The organism is Actinopolymorpha cephalotaxi, assembly GCF_013408535.1.
GTDB lineage: Bacteria > Actinomycetota > Actinomycetes > Propionibacteriales > Actinopolymorphaceae > Actinopolymorpha > Actinopolymorpha cephalotaxi.
On sequence record NZ_JACBZA010000001.1, the window covers coordinates 2984740 to 3007579 of the forward strand.

Annotated in this window: 18 protein-coding genes; 5 read left to right on the forward strand and 13 right to left on the reverse strand. The window is 65.8% G+C overall.

Annotated elements, in window-relative coordinates:
- Nucleotides 1–665: 665 nt before the first annotated feature.
- Both FHR37_RS13245 and FHR37_RS13250 read right to left on the reverse strand, forming a co-directional pair.
- On the reverse strand, nt 666–2090 hold the full coding sequence (locus FHR37_RS13245) for an NAD-dependent succinate-semialdehyde dehydrogenase (protein ID WP_092883261.1): 1425 nt from the start codon (nt 2088–2090) through the stop codon (nt 666–668).
- Nucleotides 2091–2284: 194 nt separating this feature from the next.
- Nucleotides 2285–3043: a DUF2267 domain-containing protein gene (locus FHR37_RS13250; RefSeq protein ID WP_202818065.1), complete on the reverse strand. Its 759-nt coding sequence runs from the start codon at nt 3041–3043 to the stop codon at nt 2285–2287.
- Nucleotides 3044–3644: 601 nt separating this feature from the next.
- On the opposite strand from FHR37_RS13250, the gene FHR37_RS13260 reads away from it, so the two are divergent.
- Together FHR37_RS13260 and FHR37_RS13265 are read left to right on the forward strand one after the other, a co-directional pair.
- Complete coding sequence (locus tag FHR37_RS13260; RefSeq protein ID WP_269086078.1) at nt 3645–4877, forward strand: FUSC family protein; 1233 nt, start codon at nt 3645–3647, stop codon at nt 4875–4877.
- A 299-nt stretch (nt 4878–5176) separates the two neighbouring features.
- Nucleotides 5177–5656, forward strand: coding sequence for a thioredoxin family protein (locus FHR37_RS13265; RefSeq protein WP_202884521.1), 480 nt, complete (start codon nt 5177–5179; stop codon nt 5654–5656).
- Here FHR37_RS13265 and FHR37_RS13270 read toward each other — a convergent pair.
- Complete coding sequence (locus FHR37_RS13270; protein WP_092883263.1) at nt 5653–6222, reverse strand: DJ-1/PfpI family protein; 570 nt, start codon at nt 6220–6222, stop codon at nt 5653–5655. The genes FHR37_RS13265 and FHR37_RS13270 overlap by 4 nt on opposite strands.
- Nucleotides 6223–6269: 47 nt before the next feature.
- Entirely contained in the window at nt 6270–6719 is a 450-nt protein-coding gene (locus FHR37_RS13275) for a DUF1931 family protein (protein ID WP_092883264.1), read from the reverse strand.
- A gap of 131 nt (nt 6720–6850) precedes the next feature.
- Here FHR37_RS13275 and FHR37_RS13280 point away from each other — a divergent pair, with 131 nt between their 5' ends.
- The 3 genes from FHR37_RS13280 to FHR37_RS13290 all read left to right on the forward strand — a co-directional run bounded on the left by FHR37_RS13280 (nt 6851) and on the right by FHR37_RS13290 (nt 9963).
- Nucleotides 6851–7504 (forward strand): type 1 glutamine amidotransferase domain-containing protein, encoded by a 654-nt coding sequence (locus FHR37_RS13280; protein WP_237768751.1) that lies wholly within the window; start codon nt 6851–6853, stop codon nt 7502–7504.
- Nucleotides 7505–7641: 137 nt separating this feature from the next.
- Complete coding sequence (locus tag FHR37_RS13285) at nt 7642–8799, forward strand: glutathione-independent formaldehyde dehydrogenase (RefSeq protein ID WP_092883266.1); 1158 nt, start codon at nt 7642–7644, stop codon at nt 8797–8799.
- Nucleotides 8800–8847: 48 nt separating this feature from the next.
- Nucleotides 8848–9963, forward strand: a complete 1116-nt coding sequence (locus FHR37_RS13290) for a hypothetical protein (RefSeq protein ID WP_237768752.1) — start codon at nt 8848–8850, stop codon at nt 9961–9963.
- 523 nt (nt 9964–10486) lie between these two features.
- Here the strand turns inward: FHR37_RS13290 and FHR37_RS13295 are convergent.
- The 9 genes from FHR37_RS13295 to FHR37_RS13335 all read right to left on the reverse strand — a co-directional run bounded on the left by FHR37_RS13295 (nt 10487) and on the right by FHR37_RS13335 (nt 22446).
- Nucleotides 10487–12664 carry an MMPL family transporter gene (locus FHR37_RS13295; protein ID WP_202818067.1) on the reverse strand — a complete coding sequence of 726 codons (2178 nt, stop codon included), beginning with the start codon at nt 12662–12664 and terminating at the stop codon, nt 10487–10489.
- Between the two features lie 521 nt (nt 12665–13185).
- Nucleotides 13186–13875, reverse strand: coding sequence for a response regulator transcription factor (locus tag FHR37_RS13300; protein WP_092883269.1), 690 nt, complete (start codon nt 13873–13875; stop codon nt 13186–13188).
- Nucleotides 13872–15125 carry a sensor histidine kinase gene (locus FHR37_RS13305; protein ID WP_092883270.1) on the reverse strand — a complete coding sequence of 418 codons (1254 nt, stop codon included), beginning with the start codon at nt 15123–15125 and terminating at the stop codon, nt 13872–13874. The genes FHR37_RS13300 and FHR37_RS13305 overlap by 4 nt, the downstream gene beginning before the upstream one ends.
- Nucleotides 15126–15406: 281 nt before the next feature.
- A complete protein-coding gene (locus tag FHR37_RS33095; protein WP_237768753.1) occupies nt 15407–16213 on the reverse strand; it encodes an IclR family transcriptional regulator in 807 nt (268 codons plus the stop codon).
- Between the two features lie 56 nt (nt 16214–16269).
- Nucleotides 16270–17352 carry an ABC transporter ATP-binding protein gene (locus tag FHR37_RS13315; protein ID WP_092883271.1) on the reverse strand — a complete coding sequence of 361 codons (1083 nt, stop codon included), beginning with the start codon at nt 17350–17352 and terminating at the stop codon, nt 16270–16272.
- A complete protein-coding gene (locus FHR37_RS13320) occupies nt 17349–18482 on the reverse strand; it encodes an ABC transporter ATP-binding protein (RefSeq protein ID WP_092883272.1) in 1134 nt (377 codons plus the stop codon). The genes FHR37_RS13315 and FHR37_RS13320 overlap by 4 nt, the downstream gene beginning before the upstream one ends.
- Nucleotides 18483–18491: 9 nt before the next feature.
- On the reverse strand, nt 18492–19616 hold the full coding sequence (locus FHR37_RS13325) for an ABC transporter permease (protein WP_092883273.1): 1125 nt from the start codon (nt 19614–19616) through the stop codon (nt 18492–18494).
- A gap of 17 nt (nt 19617–19633) precedes the next feature.
- Nucleotides 19634–20626 carry an ABC transporter permease gene (locus FHR37_RS13330; protein ID WP_092883274.1) on the reverse strand — a complete coding sequence of 331 codons (993 nt, stop codon included), beginning with the start codon at nt 20624–20626 and terminating at the stop codon, nt 19634–19636.
- A gap of 2 nt (nt 20627–20628) precedes the next feature.
- Nucleotides 20629–22446, reverse strand: coding sequence for an ABC transporter substrate-binding protein (locus tag FHR37_RS13335; RefSeq protein WP_175542496.1), 1818 nt, complete (start codon nt 22444–22446; stop codon nt 20629–20631).
- Nucleotides 22447–22840 lie beyond the last annotated feature (394 nt).

A 22840-nucleotide genomic window follows, 5' to 3' on the forward strand; every position in this document is an offset into this window, starting at 1 on the left:
AGAAAGGTCTCAACTGCAGGTCATGTCCGTCGCCGAACATGGATGAGCCACATCAGCGGAACGCGTGCAGCACCGGAAGGCTGTGATCCAGACCGGACACCTGGACGCAGAGATTCGACCAGGAAACGCAACAAACACGAGGTCGCGAAAGTCTGCGCACTACCTCGCAGTCTCACCCCCTCAGGGCAGAGTGTAAAGAGGCTTACAGCGTCGATCTCCAAGCCACCTTTTAGCACTGTCCCGTGCCGAGCTACGCGAGTATTTCATTTGAATTGGGTGAGCGCGGCTGACGGCAATCCGGTGATCACGCTAAATACCCCTGGGTGTTGCTCGTTTTTCTTTGCTCAGTATTTGCGGCCAGGCTATATCTCGGGTCGTGACGGGGGCTGCGGACCGCTCATGCGTGGCTTTCCCGACAACTCCTCCTGGTAGACGCGCGACGTGAAGGCTTCCGGTGTCCAGCCCTCCCGGTCGCGGGTGTCGCGCCAGTCCGGCTGCATCAGCTCGCGCAACGACTCACGCCACGCCTTCTCGTGCGGCAGACTCGACGAGGACGCCGTCCACGTCGAAGATCGTGCCCTCAAACCGTGCCGGCATGTGTCAGACCTGATCCAGTTCCTCGCGCGCTCCCATGTGCCGCCTCCCATCGTGCGTGTCGGCGCTGCTCAGCCTTGGGCGAAGCCGATCGCCGAGGTCGTCGGGAAGGTACGGACCAGTTTCTGGTTGACGAACTCCTTGATCCCCAGGTCGGACAGCTCTCGCCCGTACCCGGAGCGCTTGATGCCGCCGAAGGGCAGTTCGGGACGGGACGAGGTGGGGTGGTTGACCCAGACCATGCCGGTGTCGAGCCGCTCTGCGACCCTGTGGGCCCGGTCGAGATCCCGGCACATGACGACGCCGCCCAACCCGTACTGGCTGTCGTTGGCCAGGCCGACAGCCTCGTCGTCGTCGGCGACCTGGTACACCACGGCCGCCGGCCCGAAGAGCTCCTCGTGGTAGGCACGCATCCCGGGACGTACGTCGGTGAGGATCGTGGGCTCGACGAAGGCGCCGGGCCGGTCGATGCGCCTGCCACCGGTCACCAGGGTGGCGCCCTCCGCGACGGTGTCACGGATCTGACTCACGAGGTTCTCGGCGGCCTGTTCGGACGATAGAGGGCCGAGGGTCGTCGCCGGGTCCATCGGGTCGCCCGGGGTGAGCGCCTCGAAGCGTCGGCGCAACCGGTCGACGAACTCGTCGTAGACGTCGGACACGACGATCATCCGCTTGGCGCTCACGCAGCTCTGCCCCATGTTGCCCAGGCGGCCGACGACCGCGGCGTCGATGGTCCGGTCGAAGTCCCTGCCGTCGAGCACGATGAACGGGTCGCTCCCGCCGAGCTCCAACACGGTCTTGTCGATCCTGCGCCCGGCACGCTCGGCCGCGCTCGCACCTGCCCGGTCGCTGCCGGTCAGCGACACACCCTGCACGAGTGAATTGTCGATGATCTGCCCGATCGCGGATCCGCGTACGAACAGGTTCGTGTAGACGCCTGTGGGAGCGCCCGCATCCCGGAACAGCTGCTCGAGCGCGAGTGCCGACTGCGGGCAGTTGCTTGCGTGCTTGAGCAGAATGGTGTTACCCGCAACCAGATTGGGCGCCGCGAAGCGGGCCACCTGGTAGAAGGGGTAGTTCCAGGGCATGATGCCCAGGAGCACGCCGAGCGGGCGGTTCGTCACGACTGCAGTGCCCTCGTCCACGGCTATCGGCTCGTCGGCGAGGAGTTCCGGCCCCTGCTCTGCGTAGTATCGGAGGATGTCGACCACGAGATCCACTTCGCCGTAGCTCTCCTCGATGAGCTTGCCCATCTCCAAGGTCGCGGTACGTGCGAACTCGTCGCGACGCTGCTGCATCAGGTCGGCAGCCCGGCGTACGACCTGCGCGCGTTCTCCGGCGGGCAGCCACCGCCACTCCTGGAACGCCCGCTGAGCCTGGTCGACTGCTCGGTCGGCCTCCTCGTCGGACATCGCGGGGACCTCGCGGAGTACCTCGTTCTGGTACGGATTGACGCTCTGGATCGACCTTCGTGCGACTGATGGCGTGGCGGTCATGATGATGTCTCCCCGACCGATTGACTACCACCAAGCACATGCCGACGGCTGGGTGGTGGGCAAGGCCGAAAGCCCCGTCCTGGTCGGGTTCTGTCAAACCGCCCCCACGTCCCCGAGGCCGGCGACTCGCGAAACGCGGCTCCGGATCGACCGTGACCCGGGGTGTTTCGTACCGAAGGAAGAACGGCTTGCGTTCAGCCCGACCACAGGGCCGCGTACGCCGGACCGAGTTGCGCCACGACGTCGTGGAACTCCTCCCCGACCGCTTCATGCAGCGTGGTCATGACCGCTCGAGCGTGGACGAACGCCTCCTGGGGTGTCACACCTTCACGCTCGGCCACCCGGTCGAGGAACGTCTCCACCGACATGCGCCGGGCCTGATCGCCGTCCACGGACCTGCCGGCTCGGAGGGGGTCATGGAGCGGGAAGGGCAACCTGCTGATCAGATCGTCGACCTCCCCCGCGGCGATGCGTTCGGCGAGGGTTTGAAGAACGGCATCGGTGACCCGGCTGGCATCGCCGTCATGGAGCTGGGCGCGCTGGGCAACCCGCTCGAGGAAGGCCCCGGCCGGAAGGATTTCCGGTCCGGTGGGCAGGACAAGGACGAAATCCTTGGGCAGCTGCGCGACGAGGTGGGCGAACTCGCGCTCGCTCAGCGCGCGGGAGAGTGCCGTGAAGACCGCGCTCGCGGCCCGGGTTGCGGTCGGAAAATCCATGTCGCCCCGCTCCGCTACGCGGCGGACGAACTCGTCGACATCGAACCCCTCCGCCGGGTCGGCGGTGAACAGCAGGGGACCCAGCTCCGGTGGGAGCTCGCCGGCGAGATGACGCGCCTCGGCGGGAGAGATCCGCTCGGCCAGGGTCTGCAGAGTGACAGCGGTGGCGCGATCTGCCCCTACTCCTGCGGCCCCGCCTGCTCGTTCCACAATGGTAAGAAACTGGTCATAGTCCATGTTGCAATCTCTCGTTGCAAAAGGGTGAAGACGTTGGGATGCACGCGTGCTGATCACTCCGTATCGGAGGATTTCACGAAGCCACCGCAGGAAATCTCCGGTGCGCGTCTGTGTCGACAGGCTCCTCGTTCTCAATACCGAGGTACCGCTCCCATACTCTCAGAAACCGCGCTCCTCGAGGCGAGCATTCTCGTCCTGGCCGAGAGTTTCAGTGATTTGTCGACAGTCCGGCACGACGTGGCACATGCTGAGAACGACCGGCGAATCTATCAGGTGATGGACGCGCATCAGCCGACTCTTCATTGGTACAGAGCAGAAAGTTCCAATAATTGTCCACTGCCTATACCGTGACGACGTCCGAGACGGCCATCGGCGGGGCCTCCGGTCGCACGGTGACACACAAGCGACCGCTGTCACCGGGTACGCCTCCGGCGCGGCGCCGACGCCCCGGGTGTCTACCCGTGTCAGGCGCGAGCTGGTGCTGAGCCACCGATGGCGGCCAGGTGCCGGTGGGGCGGAGCGGCAGCTGAAACACGCCCACGGACCAGCCCAGATCGTACGCCTTACCCGGCGAGGCCCTGACGCGTTCGTCCGACAGGCCGTGCGGGCCACGGCCGCCGCGGTCATCGCCTACATAGTGGCGCAGCAGGTGTCGGGCAGCCCGCAGCCTCTGCTTGCGCCACTCACCGCGTTGATCGTCGTCCAGGTCACGCTGTATGCCACCCTCACCAGCGGAGTGCAGCGGGTGGTCAGCGTGGTTGTGGGTGTGCTCGTCGCAGTTGGCTTCGCCCATTTGGTGGGACTCACCTGGTGGAGTCTGGCTATCCTGATCTTCGCGTCCCTTGCACTGGGCCGGATCCTGCGACTCGGGCCGGCCGTACAGGAGGTCGCCATCAGCGGCATGCTCGTCATAGGGGTTGCCAACCCAGCGGCAACGGCTCAAGGACGGGCACTTGAGACATTGATCGGGGCCGGGGTGGGAGTGCTGCTGAACCTGCTGGTGCCCCCCTCTGTCTACGTCCAGACGGCCGGCGAAGCCGTCGACAAGCTTGCCGACCAGCTCAGTGAGCTACTGCGCCGCATGGCGCGTGAGATCCAACAGGGAGTGAGCGCCGAGAACGCCGGTTCATGGCTGGCTGAGGCCCGTCGGATCGACCGGGACTTCGTCAGGGTGGATGTCGCACTCGTCAAGGCCGAGGACAGCCTGCGCCTGAACCCTCGCGGCCGTCAACTGCTGCATACGCGGCTGATCTTGCGCAGCCGCATGGACACCTTGGACCACTGTGCGGTATCGGTCCGGTCGCTCTGCCGAACCATGGTTGACCTCTGCGGCAGTCCTCACCGCAGGGCGTTTCTGTCCGACGAGCAACTGGCTGCCTTGCTGGCGGTCCTCCTCAGCCGTCTGGCGGATTCGTTCGACGCCTTCGGCGTGATCGTCACCACCGAAATCACCCCGGACGCCAAGCCCAACCGGGACGACCTGGGCCACGCCTTGGCCCAGGCCCGTACAGATCGCGACGCGGCAGCCCAGCTTCTGCGCTCACTGGTGTGGCGCGACCCACAGGGTTGGGAGCTGGCGGGAGCCCTGTTGGCCGCGGTCGACCGGCTCATGGCCGACCTTCAGGTAGGCACACGGCCCCCCGGGCAGACCCGACACTCCCGATCGGGCCAGATTCAGCGGGCGGCCGCCCGCCGTTGGGCCACAGCGGTCCGTGCCCTCAGGAAATGGATGGCTCCCGCCGGCCAGTCCCGCAGGCGGGCAGCGCTTTCGCCACTACCGGGTCCATCCCGGCCGACCCCTGAACATGTACTGCCCGAGAAGATCACGCCCTAGCAGAGCGAAGGGGACCCGATCACGGCACATACCTGTTCATCGCAGCGCCGCGACCGCCGCCCGGGCGTGCAGGAATCACGTGGGGATTCCGCGGCTGATCACGCCGCACCGGATTCGACCTTTACAGGGTTCGGGGAGCGCGGGACGATGTCTGGTGACGGGGATGTTCTACAACCAGGTCACGGGCGCGGTCTGCACTCAACGACATTTTTGCCCGCAGGCTAGGTGAAAACGCTTATGGATCGACCCCGCTGATCCTCGCGATCGTTGACGTCGGGCAACAACCCATGCGGCTCGACATGGAGCGTGAGAAGCCTATGACGTCGCACGACCCCCTGGCCAGCGTGACATGTGAGCGTTGCGGCAGGATGAACCGCGTACGGAGCACGGTTGAGAATGCGCCGCGCTGCGGCACCTGCAAGTCGGCGCTCCCCTGGGTCGTCGACACCGACGACGACTCATACACCGACATCGTGGAGAGGTCGCAGGTTCCCGTCCTCATCTACATGTGCGCACCGTGGTGCCCTCCGTCCCGCCGCATGACGCCCATCCTCGAGCAGGTCGCCAAGGATCTGGCCGGACAGGTGAAACTCGTCGAGGTAGAGGTGGACGAAGCGCCACGGGTCACCGAACGCCTTGCAGTTCGTTCCGTGCCCACGCTCATCGTCATGAAGAGGGGCGAGGTGCTCGCTACACACGTCGGCCCAGCACCTGCCGTGACCGTGCGGTCATGGGCGGAGGACGCCCTCGTAACAGGTCATCCGAAGCGGCTCGTCTAGACCACCGGCGGTTCTGCTTTGGCCTGGAGGATGTGCATGAACTCGTGCATCCAGGCAGGGTGGTCGTTCCACGCCCTTCCGGACACCACCTGGCCGTCGACGACAGCGGCTGCGTCCACGAACTCCGCACCCGCAAGAGTGACGTCCGGTTCGAGTTCCGGGTATGCCGCCGTGCGTCGGCCAGCAAGGACACCCGCGGCTGCCGGGATCAACGGCCCGTGGCACAGCTGCGCCACCGGCGCGTCGGTTTCGTAGAAGTGACGCACGATTCGCTGACAGTCGGGGTCATTCCGGATGTACTCCGGTGCGCGTCCGCCGGGGATGACGAGTGCTGCGTAGTCGGCGGGTTCGACGTCGGCGAACGCGACGTCCGCGGGCCATGCATAGCCAGGTTTCTCTGTGTAGGTGTCGAAATCAGGGCTGAAGTCGTGTACGACGAACTGAAGCTTCTTCTTCTCCACGGCCGCGACCTCGACGTCATAACCCTCTTCGACGAGCCTCTGGTACGGATACAGCACCTCGAGTGACTCAGCACCATCACCGGTAATTATCAAGACCTTGGGCATCTGTACACCTCCTGTGAACGCTCGCGGACGTCCACCTCAGGGCGGCTTCAGAGGAGCTGACCGAAGATCTGGAACACTCGTGACCAGTGCTCCGTCTGTGGGTTCTTCAGACCAGGGTCGATGATCTTGAAGGTCCTGGCCAGTGCGATGCTGAGGCCGCCGGCCACGCCCGGCAGCCTCTCCTCGGTCTCGTCGCTGATCGTGACGTCCAACGGAGGCCGTGCGGCCAGGATGTCGAGGGTGGGGGTCAGTTCGATCTCCTCGTCCAGCCGCCGGAACTCATGGATGCTCTCCTGGAGCCCCTTCGTGATGGGCAGGTCGGCCGGCTGGATGACGTCTCTGCCGTTGGCCTTCGCCGACGCCTTCGCGATCAGGAACAGATCGTAGATTTTGTTGTCCAGGAAATCTTGGTAACGCTTGAGATCGTTCTTGTCGACGTCCAGGCTCGCCGCTGCACGAAAGAACCGTTCGAATCTGCTCCTACTCTGGACCGGCATACTCGCCTCCTGGTCTCCAGACACGGCATCGCGTCATAGTTCCCACCACCCTAACCCTGAGTGTCGTGAGCGGTCCCTGGCAAGGATGACAAATATTGTGCGGTGGCGATTAGCACTGCAACTATTTCCGGGTGCAGGCCCTTGTGAGGAAGTGCCCAGTCTGGTTGCGTGGAATCCGAGGCCGGGAACACCCGACGCGTGTAACGGTCAGGAAGGTGGAAACCATGGATTACCCACTGAATAACAAGACGGTGGCGTTCGTGGCCACCGACGGAGTGGAGCGGGTGGAACTCGAACAACCTCGGGGTGCACTGTATGGCGCCGGGGCAAGAAGCGAGATCCTCTCGATTCACCCCGGCGAGATCCAGGCACGCCAGTTCGACCTCAATCCCGCCGGAACCTTCCCGGTCGACCGGCTCCTGGCCGATGCCTCCGCGGACGACTACGACGCCTTGGTCCTGCCCGGCGGCACCATGAACCCGGACCAACTGCGCATGAACAAGGATGCGGTCGCCTTCGTGAAGGCGTTCGTCGAGAGCGGTAAGCCGATAGGTGTCATCTGCCACGGTCCCTGGACCCTCGTGGAGGCCGACGCGGTGCGCGGCCGCCGGATGACCTCGTGGCCGAGCCTGCGCACCGACCTGCGGAACGCCGGAGCAGAAGTCGTCGACGAAGAGGTCGTCATCGACGGGCAGTTGACCTCCAGCCGTTCACCGGCGGACCTGCCGGCCTTCTGCGCGGCCATCGTCGACCAGTTCGCTCGCGCTCCCAGCAGAGCCGCCTGACAGGACTGCCGGAACTGAATCGAGGCTGCGGAACAGCGGATCTTGGTGTGCGTCCAGCCCCGGCCCGACGTACCCCTGCTGATGAGGCTCCAACCACTGGCGGCCGGGAACCCAGCTCGGAAGGCGAGGTATCGCCCATGAAAGCAGTCGTGTACAACGGCCCACGTGACATAGCCGTAGAGAACGTTCCCGATCCCACGATCGAGCAACCGACCGATGCGATCGTCAAGATAACGTCGACGAACATCTGTGGGTCCGACCTGCACATGTACGAAGGCAGGACGTCGTTCGAGCCAGGGCGGATCTTCGGGCACGAAAACCTCGGCGAGGTCGTCGAGACAGGATCGGCCGTGCAGGACCTCCACCAGGGCGACATGGTGGCGGTGCCGTTCAACGTCGCGTGCGGAACCTGCGAGAACTGCAACGCGGGGTTGACGAACTACTGCCTCACGGCAAATCCGGATCCAGAGCTTGCGGGCGCGGCTTACGGCTTCGCCGACATGGGTCCGTGGAGCGGCGGACAGGCTGAGTACCTGCGGGTGCCCTGGGCGGACTTCAACGCCCTTCGTCTCCCACCTGGTGCCCGGGACAAGGAAGACGACTACGTGATGCTCGCCGACATCTGGCCGACCGGCTACCACGCCACCGAGATGGCAGGTGTCGCCGCCGGTGACACCGTGGTCGTCTACGGTGCCGGACCTGTCGGTCTCTTCGCGGCCTACTCCTCCGTACTCAAGAGCGCCTCCAAGGTCATGGTGGTCGACCGGCACCCCGACCGCCTGGCGCTGGCGGAGAAGATCGGGGCCGTTCCGATCGACGACTCCAAGACCGACCCGGTCCAGGCGGTCCTGGAGCAGACCGACGGCAAGGGAGCGGACCGCGGTTGTGAATGTGTCGGCTACCAGGCGCACGACCCGCAGGGCAAGGAGCAGAACAACCTCACGCTCAACCGTCTCATCGACTCGGTGAAGTTCACCGGCGGGATCGGCGTGGTCGGCGTGTTCGTTCCCAGTGACCCGGGATCGCCGGACGAGCTCGGCAAACAGGGAAAGGCGGCGGTCGACTACGGCAAGTTCTGGTTCAAGGGCCAGCACATGGGAACCGGCCAGTGCCCGGTCAAGCGCTACAACCGCAAGCTCTGCAACCTGATCGCCGCGAACAGCGCGCAGCCGTCGTTCCTCGTCTCCCACGAACTCCCACTCAGCAAGGCGGTCGAGGCCTACCAGCACTTCGACGCCCGCGAGCACGGCTGGACCAAGGTCGTGCTCAAGCCGCACGCCCAGACCACCTCGTGATCGAGCGATCCGGAAGGACAGAGACGGTCCGCCACCGGCTGTGAACCCATGAGCAGCCGGCTGCGGGCAGCGGATGAGTGTGTAGCGTCTGGAGCCCCTCCGTTTGCGACGGTCAACCCGTTCGCTCGCGCGTTTCCACGTAGGCGCCGCGGGTACGGCGGGCAGATGAAGGCGATACGCGTCGGCCTTGTCGCCGACCCTGCCAAGCCCACTCAGATAGCCCGCCGGTTCGGCGACCTCCATCCGCCCGACGGCGAGGATCGGCGCGAGTGGGCCCTCGAGGTGGTCAGCGAGCCGTTCACGGTCGCCAGTGAGGACGTGGACACTGCGCTGTCCCGACTGAACGACCACGCCCACGAACATCAGTGGGATGTGGTCGTAGGACTCACCGAACTTCCCCTTCGTGACGAAGACGGCGGATACCTGCTGATCGAGACCGACCCGCAGCACCGGGCGGCAGTGCTGTCCCTCCCCGCGCTCGGCGGGCTCGGCATGCACAGGCGCAGCAGACACGCGTTGCGCGAGGTCATCAGCGGCATGTTCGACCCCACCTCCGAGCACGGCCACCGAGTGCCGCTGCCGCGGCGAAGTGGCCGCTGGCGCCTGCTCCTGGGGATGGTGCTCGCCAACCGGCCGTGGCTACTCGTGCCCGGGCTCAAGACAGCCCTCGTCGCGGCACTCACGACCGGTGCCATCGCCACCATCAACTCCACCGTGTGGCTGTTGGCAGGCTCGTTGTCGCCGTGGCGCCTGGTCATTGCGACGATCGCCTCCATCGCGCTCGTCGTCGGCTGGCTCGTCATCGACGGTGGCCTGTGGGACCGGCCGGATGACGACTCCTCTCCAGCGCGGGAGCGGTCGCGTCTGTACAACACCTCGACGCTGGTGACCCTGACCGTCGGGGTGCTCATCTGCTACGTGGCGCTCTACGTCTTGAACCTGCTCTGGGCGCTGTTCATCCTCGATCCCGCCGTGATGAGCAGCTCCCTCAAACAACCATTCCGCTACGCAGACCTGTTCGTGCTGGCCTGGTTCGTCGCGTCGGCGGCCACCGTCGGCGGCGCACTGGGCAGCGGCCTCGAGTCCGACGAAGCCATCCGTGCGGCCACGTACTCCAAGCGAGAGGAGGACCGCCGCAACCGGCTCGCACGCGACGAGACCTGAGGCGCGAGGCTCCACGCGGCCGGGGGCCGTTTCCGGTGGCGCCTCCCGACCCCTGTCGGGGTGACCGTGCGCAACACGCTCAACGGTTGCGAGAGCTCGGTGTCGCCGAGCTCGTGCCTGGTTCATCGTGCCGCAGTGATGGCGTCCCACCGCGCTCTACCGGAAGGGGCCGGCCCAGCCCCAGTGAGCAGCCGACCGGGGTAGGGCGGGCGGGACTCGAACCCGCGACCCAGGGATTATGAGAACCCTTACCAACGCCTACCAGGCCATCTACCAGCGACTTTGCCCTCACGCCTCTCCCCCACAGCCACTCCGACCACACCGATCGCCGGCGTTTCGCACCACAACCCGCACCACGGCGGGCGGAGATGTGCCCGACCTGGCGACGAGATCGACTGGCAGTTCGCTGGCAGCCAGACAGCAGCGACCCAAGCTCCGACTCGGGAATGTAGTGCGGGATGCGCTGTTCGGCGGTCGAGTGCGGGAACCGCCCGAGGTTCCCGCACTCCGGCTCCGGGTTCGGTCAGACTCCGGCCTCTTCCCTCGCCCTGGCCGGTAGGATCGGCGTCTGCTTCGATGCCCGGCGCCCGGGCATCCACCAGTTTGCCTTGCCGCACAGTTCCATCACCGCGGGGACGAGGACCATCCGGACGATGGTGGCGTCGATGAGCACGGCGACGGCCATACCCAGGCCTCCCTGTTTGACGGCGACGTCCGGGCCCAGCAGGGAGGTGGTGAAGACGGCGATCATGATGGCGGCCGCGGCGGTGATGAGCTTGGCAGTCCGGGCCAATCCGGCCATGACCGCCGTTCGGGTGTCACCGGTGCGCTCGTACTCCTCCCGGACCCGCGAGATCAGGAAGACCTCGTAGTCCATGGACAAGCCGAACAAGACCGGGAAGATCATCATCGGCACCCAGGTCGTGATCGGCATGGCAGTGGGAAAACCGAGCGCCGAGCCGAACCAGCCCCACTGCACGACCGCGACGATCACACCGTAGGCGGCGCCGATCGACAGCAGGTTCATCACGGCGGCCTGCAGCGCGATCGTGACCGACCGGACCAGCGCGATCAGCAGCACCATGGACACCGCGATGACGACCGCGATCATCAGCGGCAGGCGTGAGTTGACCTGGTCGGCGTAGTCGATCGTGGCGGCGTTGGGGCCGCCGATGTAGATCCCATCGCCGCTGGGCGCCTTGGGCAGTACCTCGTCGCGGAGCCGATGCACCAGGTCCGCTGTCGCCGCATCCTGATATCCGGTCTTGGGGAAGGCCATGAAGGTCGCGGCCTGTCCGTCCTTGCTGACCCGAGGCTGGGTGACGTAGGCGATGCCCTTGGTCCCGCTGACCGCTTCGACCACGGGACGCAGATCCGCGTGCTTGGCGTCGACCTCCGTAGCGAAGATCAGCGGTGCGCTGAAGCCGGGACCGAAGCCCTGGGAGACGATCCTGTATGAGATGTAGCTGCTCCTGTCGTGGGGCTGGACGCTGGCATCGGGCAGGCTCAGCCGCATCGACAGGGTGGGGGCGGCCAGCACCAGCAGAGCCACGCCGGCCAGCATCGCGGCGACCAGCGGCCTGCGCTGCACCACGCCGGCCCAACGCTCGGCGAGGTTCCGGCGTCCCTGTGACGCGGCACCGACGGGCTCGCGGCGGGTCGTGCGACGCGGCAGCCGGAGCGAGTTGATCTTGCGGCCGGTGAAGCCCAGGAACGCCGGCAGCAGGGTCACCGCAGCGATCATCGTCACCAGCACGATCACGGAAGTGGCGACGGCCACTCCGGTCATCAGCCGCTGTCCCATGACGATCAGGCCGAGCAACGCGATCACGACGGTAGTGCCCGCGAACAGCACCGCGTGACCGGCGGTGGTGATGGCCTTGACCGTGGCGTTCTCGGGCTCGTCGCCGTCCTCGAGGTTGTCCTTGTAGCGCGTCACGATGAACAGCGCGTAGTCGATGCCGACACCGAGCCCGACCATCGCGGCCATGATCACGGTGAAGTCCGGCGAGGGGACCACGTACCCCACCAGCTGCATCAGGGCGATGCCACCGAGGATCGCCAGCAACGCGGTCACGATCGGCAGGCCCATTGCCACCAGCGACCCAAAGGCGATGAACAAGATCACCGCCGCTGCGAGTACGCCCACACCCTCGGCCGGTCCCTGCTTGGGTGTCTCGGCCTTGGCTGCCTCGTCTCCGCCCAGCGCCAGCGTCACGCCGTCACCGGAGGTTTCCTTGACCGTGTCGACCAGGAGTTTGACCTTGGATGTGTCCACATCCTTGTCGGTCAGCGGGATGATCGTACGGGCGATGTGGCGATCCGGCGTCACCAGGCTCTTGTCCTGATACGGCGAGGTGACGGGACCGGTGATGGGCGAGGCGTCCAGGTCGGCGATGACCTTCTCGATCCTTCGCCGGGCTGACGGATCGTCGACCCCCCTGTCCGCCTTGATCGCCAGCGTCAGCGTGTCCCCTTGCTGCTCGGGGAAGTGCTTGTCGATCAGGACCTGCGCCTTGGCGGAGCTCGTGTTTCCGCCGGAGAAGTCGTTGTCGGGGGTAGCGCCGTAGCCGAAGCCGAGGAACGCCAAGGCGGCCACGCCCACGATCCAGATCGTGAGGACCAGGCGGCGCCGCCGGTAACAGGACCGGGCCAGTCTCGCCAGGGCCCCGTCCGTTGTGTGGGTCTCGGTCGTCGTCACCAGTTTCTCCTCAAGTCCTTGACCGTTGCGCCCGATCTCCTTGTCCCGTTGCCTTCTACGAAGCGAGGGACCAAAGAGGTCGCGAATCATCCAGCACGCTTGTCGTCAGCGCGGATCTGCTCACTCTGTGACCCGCTCGGCGGGTCACGTCCATCACGCAGGCAGGAAACGTCCGCAGGCACCTTCATGGGTTCAATCCTTGCGTCGTCGGGTTCCGTACTGCCTCCGACGACGGACGGCTGTGCGTACGCAGATCTGCGTAGGCGACCGGTCTCCGACAAGGCCCGTCGTCGTAGGTCGTGCGCGACAAGTCGAAGCGGGGACCCCACCGTCGTCCTCGGATCCGACAAGGTTTCGGGCCCCGGACATGGCGCAGCAACAAGGTGGGGCGATGACGTCACGAGACGAGGGGGCCGCTGCTGGTGCGACGTCGCCGGCAGGGTTCCGAGTGCGGTTCCTACGAACGCGTGCGTTCCGCACTCACCTGATCCATCACCCGCATGAACGGGTGGCCCCTATGCCTACGGGCTGACGAGTCCGGTCTGGTAGGCGATGACGACGAGTTGCGCACGGTCGCGAGCAGCTAGTTTGACCATGGCGTGGCTGACATGGGTGCGGGCGGTGGCGGGGCTGAGGAAGAGTTCGGCACCGATTTCATCGTTGCTCAGGCCCTGTCCGACCAGGGCCAGGACCTCCCGTTCGCGCTGGGTCAGCGGAGCGAGTCGTTCCTGCCCGGCATGGGTGGCTGTTCGTTGCGCGGCGAACTGGGCAATGAGGCGCCGGGTGATCCGTGGTGCGAGCAGTGCGTCCCCGGCAGCGACCACTCGGATGGCGTGCAGGAGCTCGGCCGGTCCGGCGTCCTTGAGCAGGAAGCCGCTGGCCCCCGCCTGCAGCGCTTCGAAGACGTACGCGTCGGTGTCGTAGGTCGTGAGGATCAGGACGTGAACGTGTTCCAGTCCGGGTGTCCTGCCGATCTGGTCGGTGGCCTGGATTCCGTCCAGCTTGGGCATGCGGATGTCCATGAGCACAACGTCGGGGCGGGTGGTGCGGGCCCGCTCGACCGCTTCGGCGCCGTTGGTGGCTTCGGCAACCACCGTGATGTCGTCTTCGAGGTCGAGGAGGACCTTGAAACCGGATCGCACGAGCAGTTCGTCGTCGGCAAGAAGAACCTTGATCGGCATGGTGCCTTGCGGTGCGGTTGCTGCGTTCATAGGTGAGTGGTTCCGCTTGGTGCCAGGGGCAGCCGTGCCTGCACCTCGAACCCGCCGTCTGGACGTCGCCCTGCGAGCAGCTCTCCGCCGAGCAGCTGACAGCGCTCCCGCATCCCGAGGATGCCGCGGCCCGGTGGTTCGGCCGAGCTACCGGCACGATTGTCGGTCGGGAGCTGGGGTGGCGGTTGCGAGCCGGCGGAGTGAGGGGCTGGGGCGTGACACGCCTCGTTGATCACGCGGAGTTCCAAGGCGTCGATGCCGTAGTTGAGCGCAACAGTCACCCGGGTCGGGCCGACGTGGCGAATCACGTTGGTGATCGATTCCTGCAAGATCCGGTAAGCGGCACTGCCGACCGCGCTCGGCAGTGAAGGGGTTGGCGAAGTCGCCTCGAGCTTGATGTCCAGCCCGGCATCGCGCGCCTTCGCGGTGAGCTCGCTGATCTGCCCCAGGCCCGGGTGCGGCCCTCGCCCGTCGCCCGCGTCCCGGAGCACTCCAAGGATGGCCCGCATTTCCCGCAGCGCCTCGGAGCTGGTCTGCGCAATGGCCACCAACGTTTCCCGCGCGCGTTCCGGCCGCTTGTCGAGCACGTGTGCGGTGACCCCGGCCTGAATGTTGATGATCGCGATGGCGTGAGCGACCGTGTCGTGCACCTCGCGCGCGATCCGCAGCCGCTCGGCGTCAACCCGAGCGCGCGCTTCCTCCTCGCGAGTCTGCTCAGCCCGCTCAGCTCGGGCCTGGGCCTCGGCCGCTATGAACCGCCGGGACCGGACCGACTCGCCGAGAGCCACGCTCATCACCGACGCTCCGATCCGGAAGAACACCCAGCCGATCGCGGCCCTGGGTTCGATGTCGGCCGCGGCGACCAGCCAACTCGTGGCCAGCACGGCGATGCCCCCGCCGGCGATCAGGAGCGACCGGCGCCCGTCACCGTAGGCGGCGAGGGTGTACAAGGCGACGAACAGGCCGAGCCAGCCGGGCGCATCCGGGAAGTCGAAGCCGTAGTAGACCAGGCTGGCCAACGCAGTCGTGACGAATACCGCCAGCGGCCACCGGCGCCGGAACGCGATCACCACACCGCTGGCGACCAAAAGCACGTATCCGAGGTAGCCCAGATCGGTAAGCGGCCGGGCCGAGACCTTGTCCGCACCGAGGGCGACGGCGCCCTGAACCTGCATGACCGTGACGAAAAGTGCAAGCAACGCATCTTGTACCCGGACCGGCACACGGAACGACTCGACTTGGCGTTGCATACCGAGATCCTAGGGCTCCCGCACCGTTCCCCAGCTCCTACCAGCTGCGCAACCAGCTACGACGGCAAGCGCGATCAGGCACCGGTCGCCTACGCAGATCTGCGTAGGCGAGGAATCCACGGTCGGAGGAGGCGCCCGCGACCTCGGCACTTCGCGCCCCTGGCCCCGACCCCCCGCTATATCCAGGCCGCCCGACTTGGCGGACGAGTTCGAGCGGCAGTTCGCCGGCAGCCAGTCAGCGACACGGCGTGGACCGGAGCGGCGCGCCTCCGCGCTGCGGATCAGGTGAGGGTCCGCTGTGGCGGAACCAGGGAGCCGAGTTCGGAAGAGATCGCACTCGCTGTCTGCCGAACGGCGGCAGCCACCGTATGGAGCTTGGCTCCGGAGAACTCGCTTGAGAAGCCGGTCACACCGACGGCGTACGCTACCCGATCGCCGGCGTCGAACACCGGAGCGGCGACACAGCTGATCTCGGCTTGTTCCTCCTCGTCCTCGAACGCGTAACCGCGCTCGCGCGTCTCGGCAAGCTCCCGCCGGAAAGCCCGAACACTTGGTCGTCGCGCTCGAGGACCGGCGCCGGGAGCCAGGTGGTCAAGTAGCGACACAAGCTCCGACTCCGGCAGGTAGGCGGCGATCGCTCGGCCCAGGGCTGTCAGGTTGAAGGGCGCGACCTTCCCGACAAAGGTGTCGAACTGGACGAAGCCCGGTGTCGCGGCCTTGGCGACGTAGACGATCGTCGCACCGTCCAGTGCCCCCAGGTGGGCCGGCATGCCGACCTTGTCGCTCAGCGAACGAAGATGCTGGCGGGAGACGTTGGTCGGGTCGATCTTGCGCACGAGGCGAGTTGCCATGGCGTACAGCCGAAGCGTCGGTTGCCAGAAGTGGCTTCGGCCGACGACCTGCCGGTTTGCGTAGCCTCGCTCCTCGAAGGTCTGCACGATCGACGCGCAGGTTGCGAGCGGTACGCCGGCTTCCTGCGCGAGCATCGTCAACGTCAGTGAGCTCTCGGCCTGGACCAGAGTCTCCAGGACCCGCAGCGCGCGATCCGTCGAAGGGGACGCCGCCCGGGGGTTTGGTTCCGCGCCCACGCGGCCCTCCTCGTTGCTATTTTCAGTATCTCGGAAATGTTAGTGGCGGCCGTCGCCTAGGCGGTGACGCCCATGAGGTCCAGGGTGGCGGAGTAGTGGCACCGCGACGTGCGGTCGCCACCCACCGGCGCGAGTTCCGGTTCCTCGGAATCGCACCTGTCCGCGGCGTACGGGCAGCGCGGGTGGAAGGTGCATCCTGAAGGTGGTTGCGCTGGGTCCGGTACCTCACCCCGGAGCGGGATGCGTTTCTTGGCGCCGCGAAGCCGCGGATCCGGTAGTGGCAGGGCGCGCAACAGCGTCTCGGTGTAAGGGTGACGTGGGTGGGAGAACAGGTCGTCGGTGACGGCTTCCTCGACGATGCGGCCCAGATACATGACTGCCACGCGGTCGCACAGGTGCTGGATTACCGACAGGTCATGCGAGACGAAGACGTACGTGAGTCCGAACTGCTCCTGCAGGTCCTCGAGCAGATTGAGGATTTGACTGCGAATCGACACGTCGAGAGCCGAGACTGCCTCGTCGGCCACCACCAGCCGTGGCTGGGTTATGAGCGCCCGCGCGATGCCGATGCGCTGACGCTCACCGCCTGAGAACGCGTGCGGGTACCGGCGCATGAACTCCGGGCGCAGGCCCACGAGCCGCAACGTCTCCGCGACCCAGTCCTTGAGGTCGTCTCCCTTGGCCAGCCCATGGGCCAGCAAGGGTTCCGCGACGATCTGGAGCACCGTCATGCGCGGGTTGAGCGAGGAGTTCGGATCCTGGAAGATGGTGCGGATCTGCCGGCGGTAGGGATGGAGTTCGCTTCGGCTCAGCCCGGCAAGATCGACCACGTTCCCGTCCTCGCGCCGATACGCCAGAGTGCCCGATGTCGGCTTGTACGCTCGCAGGACGCAGCGCCCCAGCGTCGTCTTGCCGCAGCCTGACTCCCCCACCAGACCAAGCGTCTCCCCCCGCCTGATCGTCAGGTCAACGTCGGTGACCGCGTTGACGGTCATCCGACCACCCATACCGAGGAAGCCACGCGACACGTGGAAGCTCATCGAGAGGTTCCTGACTGCGAGCAGCGCCTCGTCGTCGGTGTCAGGTCTGCTTGAGCCGGCACCCCGCCCCTTGTCCGAGTGTTCTTCCAGCGCGGTCATCGCCCCGCCTCCCCGGCCCTGATCGGCCCTCTCCGCACCGACTCGGCGGAGTCGTACAACAGACATCGGACCGCGCGGTCCACGGTCCCGTCAGCCCTTGTGACCGTCAGCGTGGGCGGTACGACGGCATCGCACACACCCGGCATCGCGGAAACGCAGCGAGTGTGGAAGGGGCAACCCACCGGTCGGTCGTACGGATGGGGAACCATGCCGCGGATCGCCGCGAGTCTGCGTTTGGCCCTGGGGCCCACCGTCGGTATCGAGTCCAAGAGAGCCCTGGTGTACGGATGCCGCGGATCGTGGAAGAGGTCGTCGACACCGCACTGCTCGACGACGAGGCCGAGGTACATGACGGCCACCTCGTCGGCAACCTCGGCCACTACTCCCAGATCGTGGGTGATCAGCATCACCGCCATGTCAAGCTGCTCCTGAAGTTCCTGAATGAGTTCGAGGATCTGAGCCTGAGTGGTGACGTCGAGGGCGGTGGTGGGCTCGTCGGCGATGAGCAGCTTCGGTCGACACGCCAGCGCCATCGCGATCATCGCGCGCTGTCGCATCCCGCCGGAGAGCTGGAAGGTGTAGGAGTCGAACCTACGCTCCGGTCGCGGGATACCGACCCTTCGGAGTTCGTCGATGGTTCGCTCTCGCGCTTCCTTCTTGGTCACCTCTTCGTGGGTGCGGATATTCTCCGCGATCTGGTGCCCGATCGTGTGGACGGGACTCAGCGAGACCATCGGCTCCTGGAAGATCATCGCGATTTCGCTGCCGCGGATGGCCCGGATCGCGGTTCCCTTCGGATCGAGGCGTGCCAGGTCGAGCGTGCCGTCACTGGCGGCCTGCACCGCTGCGCGATCCTGTCGAGATGGGTGCGGAGCCTTCAGGAGAGGGTGGTCTTCACCGAGTCGGTAGAGCACTCGACCCTCGATGATTCGGCCTGGGCGTTCCACCAGTTGGAGGATCGACCTGGCGGTGATGCTCTTGCCGCATCCCGACTCACCTACGACGCACAACGTGTGGCCGCTTCGCACGGTGAGGTCGACGCCGTCGACCGCCCGTACATGGCCCTCGTCGAGGTCGAAGCCGGTTCTCAGGCCTCGAACACTCAGCAGCGGCGGAAGTTCGCCTGGCATCTACCCTCCTCAGCTGTCGTAGGGATCGGCGGCGTCGCGTAGGCCGTCACCCAGGAAGTTCAGCGCCACGACCGCGACCACGACGGCGGCCCCCGAGAGCAGTAACCACGGTGCTGTCGAGAGGACCCTGATGTTCTGTGCGTCCTGCAGGAGGACTCCCCAGCTCACCACGGGTGGCTGCAGTCCAAGACCGAGGAACGACAGGGCGGTCTCGCCGAGGATCATGCCCGGGATGGACAGAGTGAGGGTGGCGATGATGTGGCTGGTGAACGCTGGCAACATGTGGCGGCCGATGATTCGTGACCGCCGCACACCGTCCAACTCCGCGGCGAGAACGTAGTCCTCGGACCTGATCTGCAGGAAGCGGCTGCGGATCACTCGGGCCAGGCCGGTCCAGCCGATCAGCGAGAGGATCAGGGTGATCGCGAAGTACGTCTTGATCGGGCCCCACCCGGGTGGCACGGCCGCCGCCAGGCCGAGCCACAGGGGTAGGGTCGGCACCGACATGATGAACTCGATGACCCGCTGGATCAACGTGTCGGTGATCCCGCCGAAGTAGCCGGACACTCCGCCGAGGGCGGTGCCCAGCACGAGTCCGAGACCGACTCCGATCAGGCCGACCGACATCGAGATCCGGCTCCCGTAGATCAGCCTGGTCAGTAGGTCACGTCCCTGCTCGTCGGCGCCGAGGGGGTAGAACGGGTGTCCGGCCTGCGCCGGTCCGAAGAAGTGGACCGTGGTAGGGAAAGCGCCCCACAGCTTGTACTTCTCGCCGTGAGGGAAGAAGCGAAGGGCGACCCGCCGGCTGGGATCGGGTGTGAACTCTCGCAGCAGGGTCTTCCCGCTTACCTGTGACCTGTAGTCGTCGACGAAGAAGTGCAGACCACCCTGGAACGACACGTGGATCCGCTGAGGGGGCGCGTAGCTGTAGGTCGCACGATAGGTGTCCGGTGTGGCCGGCGCCCAGAACTCACAGAAGGCGGCCAGGAGGTAGATGAGGCCGAGAGCGACCGCGCCGGCGACAGCCAACCGGTTCTTCCGGAAGCGCCACCAGATCAGCTTGCGTTGAGGAGCGACATAGATCTCACTCGACGTCTGTCCGGTCGGCGACGGCCCGTCTGTCACGGCGGTCATGGCCCTCCCTCCTGTTCCTAGTACTGGCCTTCGCGGATCCGCGGGTCGACGAGCGCAAGAAGAATGTCCGAGATCAGGGTTCCGATCACGGTGAGGACGCATGCGATGAAGATGATGCTTCCGGCGAGGTACATGTCCTGGCTCTGCAGGGCGCCGAGCAGCAACGGTCCCGTCGTCTGCAGCCCGAGTACGGTCGCCACGAGCACTTCGCCGTCGAAGAGAGCGGGGATGAGCCAGCCGATCGTGGCGATGAAGGGGTTCAGCGCCACCCGGACCGGATAGTTCGCGATCAGTTTGCGTTCGGACAGGCCGCGGGCCCTGCCGGTGACGACGTAGGGCTTGCGGAGCTCGTCCAGCAGGTTGGCCCGGAGCACGCGGATCGTCCCTCCGATACCCCCGAGTGAGAGTACGACGATCGGCAGCCACAGGTGGTCCAGGAGGTCAAGGACCTTGCCGAGGTTCCACCGAGCGTCGACGTAGTCCGGGGACAGGAGCCCCCCGACGCTCTTGTCGAAGTAACGGAACTGGATGTACGCGACGGTGAGCGCCAGCAGGAAGCCTGGTACGGCGATACCGACGAAGGCGATCGCTGTCATGAGGTAGTCGCCGACCGAGTACTTTCGCACCGCTGAGTAGATTCCTGCCGGGAGCGCGACGGCCCACGTGAACAGGAATGTCGCGATGCCCAGTGCCAGAGTGAGCGGCAGCCGCTCAGCCAGGAGTGAGGCGACCGAGCGGCCGTGCTCGAAGGATTGGCCGAAGTCCCCGTGCAGGACGATGTTGCTGATCCACTTGGCGTACTGCGCGACCAGGGGCTGGTCGAGTGCGTAACGCTGCTTCAGTGCTGCCAGCTGCGCCGGGTCGACGGTCTGCCCGCTGCGCGACAGGTTGGCCACCACAGTGGTCAGGTAGTCACCCGGCGGTAGCTGAATGATCGCGAACGACACCAACGAGATCAGGAACACCGTCGGGATCATGTAGACGAATCGGCGGAGCAGGTAGCGCCCCATGCTCAGGTGTGCCGTTCGGGGTGCCTGAAGTAGAGCTGGGACAGGTCGGTCGCCGCCTCGTACAGCGTTCGGTAGCTCGCCACCGCGTCTTCGCGAACGTTGCCCAGGTCGTCGCTCACCACGACTGGGGCGAAGGCCGACTTGACGGTGTTGATGATCCAGACGTTCTTGTCGTGCAGCTTGAGGATCTCCCGGCCGATCGCGAGGCGCCGATCGTCGTCGGCCTGCTGGACCAGTTCGTCGTACAGCACCTGCAGCTGCCGGATCTCGCCCTCCGGCTTCATCGAGAACTTGCCCTTGGGGTCGGAGTACCAGTTTCCGTACTTCGGGGCCCAGTAGGTGAGGCCGTTGGTGGGGATGTACCACAGCGAGTCGATGTCCCACAGGTAGCCGGCCGGCACGTAGCAGTTCAGGTCGAAGTCGCCGTGCCAGATGCTGGCGTACCACAGCTCGGACGAGATGTTTTTGATCGCTATGTCGATGCCGACCTTGGCCCAGTAGCGCTTCACGAACTCGAGGATGCTGACGCTGGGCACACCGACGCCGATGGTGAAAGTCTGGGCGACGAGCTTCATCGGTTTCCCGTCGGGGCGCAGGCGCATGCCGTCGCCGCCGCGTTTGGTGAGCCCGGCCTTGTCCAGGTAGTCGTTCGCCTTGGCCTCGTCGAACGCCACGAAGCGCTGGCCCATGCCCTTGACGAAGTACGGGTCCTCCGGTTGTGCGCAGGGCTGCTGGAAGGACCCCTGCCCGGAGAACAGCGAGTCCCGCATCTCCTCGCGGTTGATGGCGTGGGAGACACCAGCCCGGAAGTTGATGTCCTGGAACAGCTCACGCAGTACCGGGTCGGGGTGGCTCTGGTTCAGGTTCACCGCGTGGAACAGACCGTCGGGCTTCCAGCGCAGGAAGCGGTAGCCCTTGTCCTTCTGGTTCTTGATCAGCATCGGTGCCGACTGGTAGCTGAGGTCCCACGCCGCGAGGTCCACCTGCCCGTTGGCCGCGCGTAGTCCGAAAGCCTCTTGATCGAGGAACGTGTAGACGGCCCGGTCGATGTAAGGCAGCTGCCGGCCCTCGGGGTCGACCTTCCAGTAGTAGGGGTTCCTCTCCGCGGTGGCGTTGTTGCCCTTCGCCGGCTTGGTGATCCGCCACGGGCCGAGCACCGGAAGGCCGGGGTTCCGCCAGTGGTCGTGCCTGGAGTGGTAGAAGTCGACCCAGGCCGAGAAGTTCTCCTTCTTAAGGGCGGACTGAACCGCGTCCTTCCCGGCGATGTCGGGATGGAACCTGCTCATGTAGTGCTTGGGCTGGAGGAACGGGTTGGCGCCCACGAAGGTGCCTACGAAGGACATGTACTTCAGCAGCAGTCCGTTCGGTGCCGCGAACTCGATCCGGAAGGTGGTCTTGTCGACCTGGACGAACTTCGCTGGCTTGCCTCCCGGAGACAGCCAGGCAGGGAAGACCGGAGCCAGTTCCTTGTTCGAGTAGACGTGCTCGTAGACGTACATGATGTCGTCGGTCGTGAAGGGCTTGCCGTCCGACCACCGGACTCCGTCACGTAGGTGAAACACGTACGCGCGTCCGCCGTCCTCGATCTCCCATGACTTCGCGAGCCCCGGCCCCGGGGTCGGTGGGGTGGTGGGAGTCCACTCGACGAGTCCGGCCCAACCCATGTACTGCAGGCCGTCGTTGTTCAGGTCGATCTGTCCACGCTGCATCGTCCCGCCGAACGTGCCGAGTTCGCTCTGCGGCTTCACCACCATGGGATCCTTCGGGAGCCGCTCTGTAAGCTTCGGCAGCTTCCCAGCCTTGACCTGCGCCGCGAGCATGGGCGCTTCCTTCGCTCCCTTCGCCGCAGCCGTCGGCCCAGGTCCCTTGTCGGGGTTCGTGGAGAGGAACGAGCAGCCGGTAAGGGTGCAGGCGCCAAGTGTGGCTACGCCGCCGGCACGTAGCAAGTCCCTGCGGGAGATCCTCGATGCCACCATGAGCCCTCCTCGTGTTCCGGGCGGAGCGTCGTGTCCAAGCCGGTTCACCTACTCCACGACGCCTGCCAAGGGCCTGCCGGCAGGCAGTGCAGCTCCGAAACGTGAGTGGCTGGAACGATCATTCGAGATAGCAGATACATCTACGAGATGCGAGATGTTACCTCTGGGACGGACGGCTGCACAGCCTTCGAGTGACCGAACTTTCGAAGGTGCCGAAACTGGGCTTCCACCAAGGTTT

What these genes read in the sequence shown, in the direction of transcription:
- FHR37_RS13305 (WP_092883270.1), bottom strand. Translation starts at nt 15,125, where the DNA reads ATGCAACGCCAAGTCGAGTCGTTCCGTGTGCCGGTCCGGGTACAAGAT.
- FHR37_RS13320 (WP_092883272.1), bottom strand. Translation starts at nt 18,482, where the DNA reads ATGCCAGGCGAACTTCCGCCGCTGCTGAGTGTTCGAGGCCTGAGAACC.
- FHR37_RS13330 (WP_092883274.1), bottom strand. Translation starts at nt 20,626, where the DNA reads ATGGGGCGCTACCTGCTCCGCCGATTCGTCTACATGATCCCGACGGTG.
- FHR37_RS13315 (WP_092883271.1), bottom strand. Translation starts at nt 17,352, where the DNA reads ATGACCGCGCTGGAAGAACACTCGGACAAGGGGCGGGGTGCCGGCTCA.
- FHR37_RS13245 (WP_092883261.1), bottom strand. Translation starts at nt 2,090, where the DNA reads ATGACCGCCACGCCATCAGTCGCACGAAGGTCGATCCAGAGCGTCAAT.
- FHR37_RS13250 (WP_202818065.1), bottom strand. Translation starts at nt 3,043, where the DNA reads ATGGACTATGACCAGTTTCTTACCATTGTGGAACGAGCAGGCGGGGCC.
- FHR37_RS13265 (WP_202884521.1), top strand. Translation starts at nt 5,177, where the DNA reads ATGGAGCGTGAGAAGCCTATGACGTCGCACGACCCCCTGGCCAGCGTG.
- FHR37_RS13275 (WP_092883264.1), bottom strand. Translation starts at nt 6,719, where the DNA reads ATGCCGGTCCAGAGTAGGAGCAGATTCGAACGGTTCTTTCGTGCAGCG.
- FHR37_RS13300 (WP_092883269.1), bottom strand. Translation starts at nt 13,875, where the DNA reads ATGAACGCAGCAACCGCACCGCAAGGCACCATGCCGATCAAGGTTCTT.
- FHR37_RS13270 (WP_092883263.1), bottom strand. Translation starts at nt 6,222, where the DNA reads ATGCCCAAGGTCTTGATAATTACCGGTGATGGTGCTGAGTCACTCGAG.
- FHR37_RS13285 (WP_092883266.1), top strand. Translation starts at nt 7,642, where the DNA reads ATGAAAGCAGTCGTGTACAACGGCCCACGTGACATAGCCGTAGAGAAC.
- FHR37_RS13325 (WP_092883273.1), bottom strand. Translation starts at nt 19,616, where the DNA reads ATGACCGCCGTGACAGACGGGCCGTCGCCGACCGGACAGACGTCGAGT.
- FHR37_RS13290 (WP_237768752.1), top strand. Translation starts at nt 8,848, where the DNA reads ATGAGCAGCCGGCTGCGGGCAGCGGATGAGTGTGTAGCGTCTGGAGCC.
- FHR37_RS13335 (WP_175542496.1), bottom strand. Translation starts at nt 22,446, where the DNA reads ATGCTCGCGGCGCAGGTCAAGGCTGGGAAGCTGCCGAAGCTTACAGAG.